This is a genomic window from Amycolatopsis thailandensis (assembly GCF_042723255.1).
GTDB lineage: Bacteria > Actinomycetota > Actinomycetes > Mycobacteriales > Pseudonocardiaceae > Amycolatopsis > Amycolatopsis thailandensis.
Genome location: NZ_JBHXJK010000053.1, coordinates 1 through 13,145, shown reverse-complemented (window position 1 = coordinate 13,145; position 13,145 = coordinate 1). Strand labels below are relative to the sequence as shown.

Below are 13,145 nucleotides of genomic sequence, written 5' to 3'. Positions count from 1 at the left end.
ACTGACGGGTCGAGAGGCGGCGCGAAGGCGCCGAAGATGAGCGGAGAGCAGGACAGCGTGGCAGGAGCACGGACGAAGAAGACCGCGTCGTCGGACGACGGCGCCGGCCGTCGTCGGCTGGTGATCGTCGAGTCGCCGACCAAGGCCCGCAAGATCGCCCCGTACCTCGGCGGTAACTACGTCGTGGAGTCCTCGGTCGGACACATCCGCGACCTTCCCCGCGGCGCGGCGGACGTGCCCGCCCAGTACAAGGGTGAGTCGTGGGCGCGGCTGGGTGTCGACGTCGACAACGACTTCAAGGCGCTCTACGTCGTCACACCCGACAAGAAGTCCAAGGTCACCGAGCTGAAGGGCCTCCTGAAGGACGTCGACGAGCTCTACCTCGCCACGGACCCCGACCGCGAGGGCGAGGCCATCGCGTGGCATCTGCTGGAGACCCTCAAGCCGAAGGTCCCGGTGCGCCGGATGGTCTTCCACGAGGTCACCGAGCAGGCGATTCGCGCCGCGGCCGACAGCACCCGCGAGCTCGACGGCGACCTGGTCGACGCGCAGGAGACCCGCCGCATCTTGGACCGGCTCTACGGCTACGAGGTCTCGCCCGTGCTGTGGAAGAAGGTCATGCCGAAGCTTTCGGCGGGCCGCGTGCAGTCCGTGGCGACCCGGATCGTGGTCGAGCGGGAGCGCGAGCGCATGCGCTTCACCTCGGCGTCGTACTGGGACATCTCCGCCACGATGGACGCCGGCGCCGAGGCCTCGCCGCGCAACTTCCCGGCCAGGATGATCGCCGTCGACGGCGCGCGCCTGGCCACCGGCCGTGACTTCGGCTCGGACGGACAGCTCAAAGCGTCGAACAACGAGATCCGCGTGCTGGCCGAGGCCGACGCGGTCCGGCTGGCCGAGGCGCTGAAGAACCGTGACTTCAAGGTCGCGAGCGTCGAAGAGAAGCCGTACACGCGCAAGCCGTACGCGCCCTTCATGACCTCGACCCTGCAGCAGGAAGCGGGCCGCAAGCTGCGGTTCACCTCCGAGCGCACGATGCGGATCGCGCAGAAGCTGTACGAGAACGGTTACATCACCTATATGCGTACCGACTCCACGACGCTGTCGGAGTCGGCGATCTCGGCGGCGCGCAGCCAGGCGACGCAGCTGTACGGCAAGGAATACGTCTCGCCGTCGCCGCGCCAGTACACCCGCAAGGTGAAGAACGCGCAGGAAGCCCACGAGGCGATCCGTCCCTCGGGCGAGGTCTTTCGCACGCCGGGCCAGGTCGCGAAGGATCTGGACACCGACGAGTACCGCCTTTACGAGATGATCTGGCAGCGCACGATCGCGTCGCAGATGGCGGACGCGAAGGGCACCACGATGTCGGTGCGCATCGTCGGCACCGCCACCAGCGGCGAAGAGGTCACTTTCGCCTCTTCGGGTCGCACGATCACCTTCGCCGGGTTCCTCAAGGCGTACGTCGAGGCCGTCGACACCGAGAGCGGCGGCGAAGCGGACGACAAGCAGAGCCGTCTCCCGCAGCTGGTCAAGGACCAGGCGCTGACCGCGACCGACCTGAGCCCGGACGGGCACACCACGTCGCCGCCGGCGCGCTATTCGGAGCCGAGCCTGGTCAGCAAGCTCGAAGAGCTGGGCATCGGCCGCCCGTCGACGTACGCGTCGATCATCAAGACCATCCAGGACCGCGGCTACGTGTGGAAGAAGGGTTCCGCGCTGGTGCCCTCCTGGGTCGCGTTCGCCGTGATCGGCCTGATGGAACGGCACTTCGAGCGGCTGGTCGACTACGACTTCACCGCCGGCATGGAGGACGAGCTCGACCGCATCGCCGCCGGTGCCGAGCACCGGACGCAGTGGCTGTCGAAGTTCTACTTCGGCGGCGACATGGGCGTCGACGGTTCCGTCGGCCGTCTGGGTGGTTTGAAGAAGCTGGTCGGCTCAGGCGTCGAGGACATCGACGCCCGTGAGATCAACTCGATCCCGCTGTTCAGCGACGCCGACGGGCACACCGTCGTCGTGCGCGTCGGCCGCTACGGCCCGTACCTCGAGCGCGAGGTCGACGGGACGTCGCAGCGGGCGAACCTGCCCGAGGACCTGCCGCCGGACGAGCTGACCCCGGCCATCGCGGAGAAGCTGTTCGCGACGCCGCAGGAAGGCCGTGTGCTCGGCAAGGACCCGGTCAGCGGGCACGAGATCGTGGCGAAGGAAGGCCGCTTCGGCCCGTACGTCACCGAGCTGCTGCCCGAGCCGGAGCCGCTGCCCGAAGGCGCGACAGCCGCGCAGAAGAAGGCCGCCAAGGCGAAGCAGCCGAAGCCGCGTACGGGTTCGCTGTTCAAGTCGATGTCGATCGAGACGATGAACCTCGAAGACGCGCTGAAGCTGCTTTCGCTGCCGCGCGTGGTCGGCAAGGACCCGGAATCCGGCGACGAGATCACCGCGCAGAACGGGCGCTACGGGCCGTACCTGAAGAAGGGCACGGACTCGCGTTCGCTGACCACCGAGGATCAGCTGTTCTCGATCACGCTCGAAGAGGCACTGAAGATCTACTCGGAGCCGAAGCAGCGTGGCCGGTCCGCGACCGCGAAGCCGCCGCTCAAGGAACTGGGCGACGACCCGGTGTCCGGTAAGCCGATGGTGGTCAAGGACGGCCGCTTCGGTCCGTACGTGACCGATGGCGAGTACAACGCGACGCTGCGGAAGTCGGACAGCATCGAGGAGCTGACCGCCGAGCGTGGTGCCGAACTCCTGGCGGAGAAGCGCGCGAAGGGCCCCGCGCCCAAGCGCAAGGCTCCGGCGCGGAAGCCGGCGGCGTCGAAGACGGCGGCCACCAAGACGACAGCGGCCAAGAAGACCGCCGCGACCAAGACCGCCGCGTCGAAGACAACAGCTGCGAAGACGACAGCGGCGAAGAAGCCCGCTTCGCGCTCGACAGCCACGAAGACGAAGTAGCTCTCGTACCGCAAGTGTCATGAGGGGTCCCCTTAGGACGAAATCTGTCCGAAGGGGACCCCTCATGACATTCGGCGAGGCGGGGCGGGACAGCGACCGGCGAGAAGCGCGGTCAGGAACCCAGGCCCGCCCAGAAGCCGCACCGGTGATCGACGTAGTGATCGACCGGCCGGACAGCGTCCGGCGCGAGTGACAGCACGACACCGGAATCCCACCGCGGCGAACCGGCGGCGTTCGGATCATCCGTGTGCATGAAGCTGGTCCAGTACGCGATCATCTGCTCCGACAACCGTTTCTGCTCCGGCCGCAGCGGCAGTTCCTGGCCGTGGAGTTCGAAGAGGTAAGCCAGGTCGAGCGCGTGCGCCGCGCCGTGCGGCAGGCCCGGTGCCTCGATCCCGTTGACATTGGGCGCGTTCTTGTCGTCGAACTCGTACGCGTACACAGGAGTTCGCTTCGCCAGCAGCTTGTTCCCCTCGGCGGTCGGGCACGCCCAGGAGCGATCGGTGGTGACGGTCGCCCAGGCCATGGCGGGGGATTCGTAGTCCCGTGACGGATACTTCGCACCGACCTCGCCCGCGTGCTCGCCGAAGGACGCGCGCAGGAATTCCTGATAGCGCTCCTCGGTGATCGGCTTGTACAGGGCGACGCCCGCGATGAACGACCGCATCTCGTCGTGCGTGCCGCCCGAAATCACCGGCACCCGGTGGAAAGCGCCCAGCCGCACCGCTTTCGCCGGATCGAGGGGGAGCAATGGGGTGCCGTAGGTCAGATGGTTTGAGAACGTCTGCGTGTGTTTCATCAGGTCGGCGGCGGGGAGACGGCGGAGGCAGCCGATCGCGTCCGGGCCCGTGCAGCCGTGGTTCGCGGCCGCCGCGGCGCCGTCCGCCTCTGTCTTGGCCAGCGGGGAGTACGGCGTCTGCGCGGGCTGATTCGGGATCAGACCACCGTCGGGCCAGTCCAGCAGGCAGGAACCGGACATGATCGCGGCCTTGTCGAAGAGCCCGGCCGACGCGGGCGACGTGAGGAGCGCGCAGCTGCTCATCCCGCCCGCGGATTGCCCGGCCACGGTCACGTTCCGCGGGTCCCCGCCGAACGACGCGATGTTGCGCTGGGTCCAGCGCAACGCGGAAAGCTGGTCCGCCAGGCCGAAATCACCGGATCCGGCGAGCCCGGGAAGTCCGAAGTAGCCGAAGACGCCGAGACGGTAGTTCACCGTCACCACGACGACGTCGCCTTGATCCGCCAGGCGTTGCGCGCCGTAGTGGCTGCCCGCGTCCATGGTGTAGCCGCCGCCGTGCAGCCAGACCATCACCGGCAGGCGGCGGTTTCCCGCGTCGCGTGGCGCGGTGACGTTCAAGAAGAGACAGTCTTCGTCGCCGCCGGTGGCCTGAGGACAGACGTTTCCCGGTTTCGTCGCGTCGGCGACGCCCCTCCACGGTTCCGGAGGCCGCGGCGGCTTCCAGCGATCCTCGCCGACGGGTGGCGCGGCGTACCTGATGCCGCTGAACGTCCGGACCTGTCCGGATTCGGCGCCGCGGACGGCTCCCGCGTCGGTGCGCACGACGAGCGGATCCGCGGGCGCGACGATCGTGAGAAGGCCGGTGACGAGTGCCAGCAGGAGATGCATGAGATGTCCTTTCAGTGATCGGCGAGACGACGCCACAGTCCGACGTGGCGGAAATAGAGGTGCTGGAGCACCTGGACGACGACGAACGTGACGCCGTACAGCGCGGCGCCGAGAGCGGGAACGGCGTCGACAGGGAGGGCGTACGCCATCAGGACCCGACCGGCGGCGTCGGCGAGCAGGGCGACTCCCCACAGGACGGTCGCGACCCGCCAGGCGCGCCGGAACCAACCGTGCCGCGGCCAGAGCTCGTTCCATTCGGTGACGCGCAAGGTGTCCGCCCACGGGCTCTTCGCGAGCATCGAACGGCCCATGCCGAACGCGAGCGGCCTGGTGAACAGCAGCGAGATGAGGAACGCGGCGCCGACCGCCCCGGTGAACCAGCCGGCCTTCGCCAGCATGAACCGGGGGCTGCCGGTGACGAACGAGACGCCGACGCTCACCGCGAAGATCGCCAGCACGAAGATCGCGAGAGTGTCGATCGAGCGACGCCGGATCGCCCGGTACAGCACGAAGGCCACGGTCGGCAGAGCGCACAGAGCGAGTGCGGGCAGCGCTCCGACACCGAGGCCGCGCAACACGTAGTAGCCCGCGAGGGGCACCACGACTTCGAGGAGCACCACACCCCACTGGCGGATCGCGGGAGTCACGTCGGCCGCCTGGTCGCGAGGTCGAACAGGGTCACCAGTTCTTCGGCGTAGGAGGTCAGGTCGATCGTCGGTTCGCCCGCGAGCAGGAACACCGGTCCCTCCACGGAACGGCGGATGGTCGTCGCCATCACCCGGACGTCGAATTCGCGGAACTCGCCGCTTTCCTGGCCCCAGCGCAGGATGCGTTCCACCGGTTCGAGCGCCGCCTGCTCCGTCGACGCGTCGAAGTCGAGCGCGCCGCCGAGGAAGATGTTCAGCAGGGCCCGCATCCGGGTCGGCCGCGCGGCGGCGAACTCCAGGTTCGCCTCGATGTAGGTCCGTAGCGCCGAGCTCGCGGACGACGGCTCGCTCATCCGCTCCGTCATGAACGCGCCGATCTCGCCGAAGACGTCTTCGAGGACCGTGCGGACCAGTTCCTCCTTGTTCGCGAAGTGGTACGAGATCAGCCCGGTGCTCGACAACTTCGCCTCCTTCGCGATCTGAGCGAACGACGCCTTGGCGTAGCCGAGGCTCGCGATCGTCTCGATGGCCGCGGCCACGATCTGTGCGCGCCGGGCACTCTCGGTGAACGACTTCGCTTTTGCTTGCATGAGCAGAAAATAGCTCACCCGAGCAAAACTGTCGACCGCCGACCGCTCACCGACCGCTCGCAGACCCGTCTCACCCGTTCGAACAAAAGTTCTAAAAATTGTCGGTACCAGGGTGTTCAATGGTCAGGTGAGCATTTCAACGACCGCTGTCTTCGACGTCATCGACGAGGTCATCGCCCCGCTGGCGGCCGAGGTCCCGGAGCGTCCATCGGTGATGGAGTTCTACGACCCGGAGCTCGCCGTGCCGCCGGTGCTGGCCGACGAGGAGCCGACTCCCGGGCTCACCCTGGCCGAGGAGGTGGAGCAGTACACCCGGTTCGTGAGCGGGATGGCGACCATCGGGCTGGCCCCCGGCGGTGAGGTCACGCCCGAAGCCGTCGGGCTGTATCGCGCGCTGCGCGGCGGGTTCATCCGCGGCGTGGTGACCGGGGTCTTCCCGTCGCGCGAGGAGCCATGGGAGGTCCGGTTCTTCGGCGACGAGGACTACACCACGGTGCTGAACAAGCTCGGCAAGCGAGCGCGGCTGCGGTCCGGTTTCCTCAGCGCGCTGCCGGGCTGGGTGTTCGACGGGCTGCCCGACCACCCGACGGGACCGGGCGAGACCGTGCGCATCGAGACGGACGTGGACGGGTTGATCCCCGTGAAGGCCCGCGAGGCCGTCGAGGTGATCCGTGAGGGCGCTTCGCGGCCGCGGCACGGCACGGTCCTCGTCGATCTCGCGGTGCGGAACTCCATCCTCGCCGAATACCCGCACGGCGCTTTCGGCCTGGTGGACAACGACCTCGGCCGGTACCAGTTCAGCGCGGCGATGAACGGTGAAGGGCGCTGGACGCTCACCTGGGGCCCGGCCAGCCGGTCGATGGCCGAGCAATGGATCGTGAAGGCGGTGCAGAACCATGCGTGAACCGACCACGGTGAAGGAACTGATGAGGCGCGCCGCCGAGCCGGTGCTGCGCGCGGTGCCCGAGCGCCGGAGCGTGTACCTGGGCTACGACCCGGAGATCACCGACGACGAGATCCGCCGTCTGTGCCCGTCGTACGACGAGCCGGCGGATCTCGTCACCCAGGCCGAGCGGTACGCGGCCAAGGCGGCGATGCTCGAAGAAGCCGGGCTGATGGAGAACGGCGAGATCCATCCCGCCGCGCTCCGGATGCACGGCGTGATGCTGCGGGGTTCGGTGCGAGGCGTGCTCACCGGCGTTTTCGCGTCCGCGCCCCGCGCGGTGCGGGTCGATTGCTACGGCGACGGGCAGCAGGCCGTCGTCTGGCGGATGCGGTCGGGGCGGCGGACCACGTTCAGCCTGAGCGACTTCGGTGAGCTGGGCGCCCGCGTTTTCGGCGGGCTCCCGCACGTTCCCGCCGGTGGGACGGAGCCGATGCGCATCAGGATCGACGGGCACGGCGTGCCGCTGCCCGGTCAGGACGAAGAGGTCGGCCTGGTCGGGGACACGCTCAGCAGGCCAAGGACCGGGACGGCGATCCTCGACCTGGTCGCGTTCGGCGGGCTGAACGCCGAGTACCCGGACTACGGATTCGTGATCGTCGACAACGATTTGGGGAGGTTCGTGTTGTACGCCGCCCCTTCCGAAGGGTGGCTGATGTTCGGTGGAATGGACCGCCGGGCATTGGCGGGCTGGCTGCACGAGGCGGTGGACATGAGCCGGACGTAGCCGCTGGGACGAGGGGGCGGAATGGATCTGGATCGGCGGGCGGCCGACGCGTGGTTCCGGCGGCGAGGGTTGCCGATGGTCATCCACCGGCGGAGGCGTGGAGCAGGCATGTTGCGCCGTTCCACGCCCGGTCTGGTGTTCCTGTGCCTGCTCGACCTGCTGCTGGCCGGGTTGCTGAAGCTGCTCGACGTCCCCGAAGACGTGATCGAGGCCCGGATGCGGGAAAGCGGTCTCGCGTACGTCCTCGGGGTGCTCGCCTTGACGTTCGCCGTGGTCGTGGTCCCGGTGATCGCCGGCCGCCTGATGGTGAAGCTGCTCCGGGCGTTGAACCGCACCCGGGTCCGGCTGGCCGTCATGGCGGCGACGATCGGGTTCTGGGTGCTGGTGCTGCCGCTCGGCGAGCGGCTCACCGGGCTGGTGTCCTGGGATCGCGCGTTGTGGGTGGCCGTGCTCACGAACCTCGTCGCGCTGGCCGTGCTGATGCTGCTGGTGCGGATCGGTGTCGGCTCGATCCTGACCTGGGCGGCGCGCAGCGCGGTCGCGCAGGTCAGGGCCATCGGCACGCTCGCGTCGAGGGCGTTGCCGCTGCTCTTGCTGGTGGTGATGTTCAGCTTCTTCACCGCCGAGCTGTGGCAGGCCGTCGAAGGGCTGGACCCGGGGCGGCTGTGGCTGGTGATCGGCTTCCTCGTGCTGATCGGCGCGGTGTTCCTGGCCTCGATGCTGTCCGACGAGATGAAGGAGCTGAAGTCCTGGACCGTGGAGCCGGGGGCGGCCGTCCTGCGCGGCACGCCGTTCGACGACGACGCGCCGTTGGATGACGACACCGCGCCGGTGCGGCGTCGGCGCGCGCTCGCGAAGACGGAGCGGCTGAACATCGCCTTGGTGCTGTTCTTCGCCCAGGCGGTGCAGATCGTGGCGTTCGGCGTGCTGGTGTTCGCCTTCTTCATCGTGTTCGGGGTGCTGATCCTGCGGCCGGAGGTCGTGACGGAATTCGCCGGCAGGCAATCGGCGCCGGGGACACTGCTGGGCGTCCCTCTTCCGGTGAGTTCCGCGCTCGTCAACGTCTCCCTTTTCCTTGCCGTTTTCTCCGGTTTGTACTTCGCCGCGTCGACGGCGACGGATGCCCGTTACCGGCGTTCTTTCTTCGAGCCCCTGCTGGAAGATGTGAAGATCAGCCTCGCGGCGCGTGACATTTATCTGGCCCATTGGGCGGATGTGCGGCGGGCCGAGGTGGTTACCCTTGAAGCAGAGGACATTCCGTAGTGAGGTGGTCACCATGAGCGGGAAGGGCGGAACCCCCTTCTTCGATGCCCCCGACGTCGTGAAAGCCGATGGCACTCAGGCAGATCCTCCGGCCGACAGGTTCGCCGACCCCCTGTCCGGGCTGGTCACGACCGGCACGGCGGCGCAGGCGAACCCGTCGGTGGACGCCGACGAGGTCCGCGTGCAGGTACCGGGGCCGGTCCAGCACGACCCCGAAGTGGTGAGCAGGATGGTCAACGCGGCGATGCTCGCGGACGATCAGCCCGCCGAAAGCCCCGGCCCCGAGCAGACAGCGGACCAACCGCCGTCCAAGATCGTCAGCACCGTGGGTGAGCAAGGCGCTGCTCCGATCGGGATCCTGCCCCAACAGCGCACCTGGCCGTCGAGGCCGTCCCAGCTGATCCGTCAGCCACGCCGGTTGAAGCAGGAAGAGCCCGCAGAGGTCGACGAAGAGGCCGAGGTCGAAGTACGGCGTGCCAAGCGATCCATGCAGATGCCACGGATCGGCAAGCCGTCGTCGAACACCGCCGGCGTGATGATCGCGATCGCCCTCATGATCGTCTTCGCCGTTCTCGCCATCCAGCTGCTGGCCAGCCTGTTCAGTAGCATCGCGGGGATCTTCGGGTAACCCGTCCGGCGGTAGCGCCGGACGGGGCCGTCCGCCCTCACCTCGCCCATCGGGATACCCTGGCCATACGGTCGGGGGACTCGGCGTTGACCCGGGTCGCTCCCGGCGTCGCGTGACTAGTGGGGTGGGCGTATCAGCGAGGGCGTGCGGTCGGTGCCCGAAGCGGGCACCGGTGAATCGACGGGGCGAGACGCTTCCACCATGCACCGCGTGCGGCGGGTGCTGGCGATCAAGCCGTTCCGCCGGATCTGGGGTGTCTCGTACCTGTGCAGCGTCGCGGACTGGCTGAATCTGCTGACGCTGACCGGCCTGGTCACCAAGCTGACCGACAGCTACGCCGCGCAGAACTTCGCGTTCGTCGGGGTCGTGCTGACCTCGCTGCTGCCGGGGCTGCTGTTCGCCCCGCTCGGCGGGCTGCTCGCCGACCGGTTCGACCGGCGCAAGGTGATGGTGCTCTGCGACCTCGGCCGGTGCGGGTTCCTGCTGTCGATCGCTTTCGTCGGCACCCCGTGGTGGGTGTTCGTCGGGAACTTCCTGGTCGGCTGCTGCGCGATGATGTGGATCCCGTCGAAGGACGCGGCGGTGCCGAATCTGCTGCGACGGCCGGACCAGGTCGAGACGGCCAACCAGCTCGGCATGGTGATGACCTACGGCCTCGCGGTGATCACCGCGGCCGGGGCGAACGCCGTGCTCACCGGCAGCAACACCACGTTCCACTTCTTCCAGGGTGACGCCCAGCTCGGCATCGCGAAGGTCGCCGTCGTCATCACCGGTCTGCTGTACCTGACCAGCGCGATCGTGATCGCCACCCGGATCCCCGAACTCTCGCTGCGCAATGTCCACGCGGTCGAGAAACCCAAGGTCAAGGCGGCCGACGAGGAGAAGTTCGGCTTCCGTCAGATGATCGCCGACGGCGCCCGCTTCGTGCGGACGACGCCCTTGGTGCGCGGTCTGATGATCGGCGCGTTCGGCGCTTTCGCCGCCGGCGGCGCGGTGATCGGTTCGGCCAAGCCGTACTCGTCGAGCCTGCTCGCCGGTGACGCGGCGTTCAACCTCCTGGTGCTCGCCGTCTTCCTGGGACTCGCCACCGGGATGGCCGTGGCCCCGAAGCTCGCGCGGCGGCTCGCGCACGATCGGCTGTTCGGCATCTCGATCGTCGCCGCGGGTCTGTGTCTCGTCGTCGTCGCGCTGTCTCCGCACCTCGCCGTCTCGCTGGTCGCGGTCGCCGCTGTCGGGGTCTGGGCCGGGACGGCCTTCCTGACCGGTGTCACGATCATCGGTTCGCGGATCGAGGATTCCATCCGCGGCCGGATCAACGCGATCTACCAGTCGCTGATGAAGATCGTGCTGTTCGGCTCGACGATCCTGGTGCCGGTGCTGATCAGCGCGGTCCAGACGACCGAGGTCGAGTTGTGGGGCAGCAGGATCACGATCGACGGCACGCGGCCGGTGATGATCGGTGGCGGGGTCCTGGCGCTGCTCGCCGGCATCTTCGCGTACCGGCAGATGGATGACAGGCGGGCCGAGCCGATCCTCGCCGACCTCCGCAACGCGCTGCGCCGCAGCCCGCGCAGGGTGAACGGGCTGCTGATCGCGCTGGAAGGCACGCGGGCGATCAACACCGAGAAGCAGGCCGAGCGGCTGGCCGAATGGCTGCGCGGGGGTACGCGTCCGATCGTGCTGGCGGCCGACCCGGCGCTGGACGACCAACGGCTCGCGAAGCTCGTCTCCGGTGCTTCGCTTTCCGGCGCGCGGGCGCAGGCGCTGGCCGCCGCCGCGGTGCGGGCGGACATCGTCGAACGGGACATCCAGCCCGCGCTCGACGCCGGTTCCGTGGTGGTGATGGAGCGGTTCGTGGATTCGCCGCTGGCGCATCTGTCCGCGGTCGCCGGGCTGGACAGCCAGGAGCTCGAAGGGCTCGCGGACTGGGCGACCGGCAGGTTGCGGCCCGACATCACCGTTCTGCTCGACGCCGATCCCGGCACGGTGATGCGGAAGTCGGAGTCGCTGGACGCGCAGTGGCGGGTGCAGCATCTGCTGTCGGAGATGGCCGCCGCCGACCCGGAGCGGTATGTGGTGGTCGACGCGGAAGGCACCGAGGAAGAAGTGAGTGACCGGGTGCGGACCGCGGTCCGCGCGGTGCTCGTCGGCAGGCTCGCCGGGATCGCCCCGGCGGAGGAGAAGGTCGAGGCATGACGGAAGCCCCTGTGCTGATCGGTGTCTGGAAGCAGCTCGTCGGCCAGGAGCCCGCCGCGCGCACGCTTTCGTCGGCGTCGACGGCGGCCGCGAGGATCATCGAGAACCAGCCTGTCGCGCCGGGGGCGATGACGCACGCCTGGCTGGTCACCGGTCCTCCCGGTTCGGGGCGCTCGACCGCCGCGAGGGTCTTCGCGGCGGCGTTGCAGTGCAGCACGGGGACGGGCTGCGGGGAATGCCCTGGCTGTCGCACCGTGATCGCCGGTACGCACGCCGACGTCAAGCTCGTCGCGCCGGAAGGCCTCTCGATCTCCGTCGCCGAAATGCGTTCGCTGGTCCAGGCCGCCGCGCGCCGCCCGACCACCGGGCGGTGGCAGGTGGTGATCATCGAGGACGCCGACAGGCTGACCGAAGGCGCGTCGAACGCGCTGCTGAAGGCCGTCGAGGAGCCGCCGGACCGCACGGTGTTCCTGTTGTGCGCGCCGTCCGATCACCCGGACGACGTCTCGGTGACGATCCGCTCGCGGTGCCGTCTGGTGACGCTGAGGACGCCGCCCGCCGAGGCGATCGCGCGGGTGCTGGTGGAACGGGACGGCATCGATCCGGAACGTGCGCGGTGGGCCGCTTCGGTCTCGAGTGGACATGTCGGCCGTGCGCGGCGTCTCGCCACGGACGAGGCGGCCCGGCAGCGGCGGGCGACCGTGTTGCGGATCCCGCTCGGCCTGCGCCGTCCGTCCGATGTGTTCACCTGTGCCGATCAGCTGATCAGCGCGGCCGAGGCGGACGCGGGTGAGGAGAGCAAGGTCCGCGACGAGGCCGAACGTTCCGAGCTCCGCACCGCGATGGGCGGTGACGGCACCGGGAAGGGTGTCGCCGGGGCGAAACGAGCCGCCGAAGCCGCGGTGAAGCAGCTTGAGAAGCGTCAGAAGTCACGCGCGACGCGGACCCAGCGGGACACGCTCGATCTCGCGCTGGTGGACCTGGCCGCGTTCTACCGGGATGTGCTCGTGACCGCGAGCGGCGCGGCGGGCGCGACGCTGAATCACCCCGACCACGCTTCGGAAATTTCGCAGGCCGCCTCCGCCTGGGCGCCCGACTCGATCCTGCGGCGCCTCGAAGCCGTCCTGGGCTGCCGCGAGGCCATCGACCTGAACGTGAAGCCGAGGATCGCCGTCGAAGCCATGGTCACCACCCTGCGTCAAGGCTGACCAGCCCCCGCACCCGCCCTCGACACCCCTACCCCAGCCCCCCGCCCATCCCAGGGGGGCGTCCCCGAGTCCAGTTTACCGGGGGAAGGGGCGGAAAAGTGCTGGTCGGGCGAGTTGTCCACAGGTAGGGGCGGTTGTGGACAAGTGCTGTGGGTAAGTGAAGAGGATTCGGGTGTGAAGGGGTCGTGCCCCCAATGTGGCATTGGAGACGTTCGATGTCCCCAATGCCACATTGGGGGCAGCGCGTGGCAGGCCTGAAAGGCCCTTTAAGTCCCCGAAGGGGAACCCGGGCTAGGGGTCGCGAGACCCCGAGGGCGAGTACGTGAAGGCCCCCTTCACTGCGCCTAGCGCAGTGAAGGGGGCCTGG

Annotated in this window: 10 protein-coding genes; 7 read left to right on the top strand and 3 right to left on the bottom strand. The window is 68.8% G+C overall.

The features are described 5' to 3' along the window. Window positions 1-36 precede the first annotated feature (36 nt). Entirely contained in the window at window positions 37-2,949 is a 2,913-nt protein-coding gene (gene topA / locus ACFWMR_RS21845; RefSeq protein WP_378379673.1) for a type I DNA topoisomerase, read from the top strand. A 112-nt stretch (window positions 2,950-3,061) separates the two neighbouring features. Here the strand turns inward: topA and ACFWMR_RS21840 are convergent, their stop codons facing one another. The 3 genes from ACFWMR_RS21840 to ACFWMR_RS21830 are packed head-to-tail and all read right to left on the bottom strand — an operon-like array spanning window position 3,062 to window position 5,813. Further along, window positions 3,062-4,576, bottom strand: a complete 1,515-nt coding sequence (locus ACFWMR_RS21840; protein ID WP_378379672.1) for a carboxylesterase/lipase family protein — start codon at window positions 4,574-4,576, stop codon at window positions 3,062-3,064. A gap of 11 nt (window positions 4,577-4,587) precedes the next feature. Next, window positions 4,588-5,223 (bottom strand): VC0807 family protein, encoded by a 636-nt coding sequence (locus ACFWMR_RS21835; protein ID WP_378379671.1) that lies wholly within the window; start codon window positions 5,221-5,223, stop codon window positions 4,588-4,590. Further along, complete coding sequence (locus tag ACFWMR_RS21830) at window positions 5,220-5,813, bottom strand: TetR/AcrR family transcriptional regulator (RefSeq protein WP_378379670.1); 594 nt, start codon at window positions 5,811-5,813, stop codon at window positions 5,220-5,222. Before ACFWMR_RS21830 ends, ACFWMR_RS21835 begins: the two co-directional genes overlap by 4 nt. A gap of 112 nt (window positions 5,814-5,925) precedes the next feature. On the opposite strand from ACFWMR_RS21830, the gene ACFWMR_RS21825 reads away from it, so the two are divergent. The 6 genes from ACFWMR_RS21825 to ACFWMR_RS21800 all read left to right on the top strand — a co-directional run bounded on the left by ACFWMR_RS21825 (window position 5,926) and on the right by ACFWMR_RS21800 (window position 12,778). Next, complete coding sequence (locus tag ACFWMR_RS21825; RefSeq protein WP_093933344.1) at window positions 5,926-6,717, top strand: ESX secretion-associated protein EspG; 792 nt, start codon at window positions 5,926-5,928, stop codon at window positions 6,715-6,717. After that, on the top strand, window positions 6,710-7,483 hold the full coding sequence (locus ACFWMR_RS21820; RefSeq protein ID WP_093933343.1) for an ESX secretion-associated protein EspG: 774 nt from the start codon (window positions 6,710-6,712) through the stop codon (window positions 7,481-7,483). Before ACFWMR_RS21825 ends, ACFWMR_RS21820 begins: the two co-directional genes overlap by 8 nt. A gap of 108 nt (window positions 7,484-7,591) precedes the next feature. Then, window positions 7,592-8,746, top strand: coding sequence for a hypothetical protein (locus tag ACFWMR_RS21815; protein WP_378379669.1), 1,155 nt, complete (start codon window positions 7,592-7,594; stop codon window positions 8,744-8,746). Between the two features lie 13 nt (window positions 8,747-8,759). After that, window positions 8,760-9,374 carry a hypothetical protein gene (locus ACFWMR_RS21810; RefSeq protein WP_244199604.1) on the top strand — a complete coding sequence of 205 codons (615 nt, stop codon included), beginning with the start codon at window positions 8,760-8,762 and terminating at the stop codon, window positions 9,372-9,374. A 144-nt stretch (window positions 9,375-9,518) separates the two neighbouring features. Then, complete coding sequence (locus ACFWMR_RS21805) at window positions 9,519-11,570, top strand: bifunctional MFS transporter/dTMP kinase (RefSeq protein WP_093933340.1); 2,052 nt, start codon at window positions 9,519-9,521, stop codon at window positions 11,568-11,570. Then, on the top strand, window positions 11,567-12,778 hold the full coding sequence (locus ACFWMR_RS21800; RefSeq protein WP_093933339.1) for a DNA polymerase III subunit delta': 1,212 nt from the start codon (window positions 11,567-11,569) through the stop codon (window positions 12,776-12,778). Before ACFWMR_RS21805 ends, ACFWMR_RS21800 begins: the two co-directional genes overlap by 4 nt. Window positions 12,779-13,145 lie beyond the last annotated feature (367 nt).

Excerpts from the sequence above, each read along its gene's own strand:
- topA (WP_378379673.1), top strand. The coding sequence starts at position 37 with ATGAGCGGAGAGCAGGACAGCGTGGCAGGAGCACGGACGAAGAAGACC.
- ACFWMR_RS21840 (WP_378379672.1), bottom strand. The coding sequence starts at position 4,576 with ATGCATCTCCTGCTGGCACTCGTCACCGGCCTTCTCACGATCGTCGCG.
- ACFWMR_RS21830 (WP_378379670.1), bottom strand. The coding sequence starts at position 5,813 with ATGCAAGCAAAAGCGAAGTCGTTCACCGAGAGTGCCCGGCGCGCACAG.
- ACFWMR_RS21820 (WP_093933343.1), top strand. The coding sequence starts at position 6,710 with ATGCGTGAACCGACCACGGTGAAGGAACTGATGAGGCGCGCCGCCGAG.
- ACFWMR_RS21815 (WP_378379669.1), top strand. The coding sequence starts at position 7,592 with ATGTTGCGCCGTTCCACGCCCGGTCTGGTGTTCCTGTGCCTGCTCGAC.
- ACFWMR_RS21810 (WP_244199604.1), top strand. The coding sequence starts at position 8,760 with ATGAGCGGGAAGGGCGGAACCCCCTTCTTCGATGCCCCCGACGTCGTG.
- ACFWMR_RS21800 (WP_093933339.1), top strand. The coding sequence starts at position 11,567 with ATGACGGAAGCCCCTGTGCTGATCGGTGTCTGGAAGCAGCTCGTCGGC.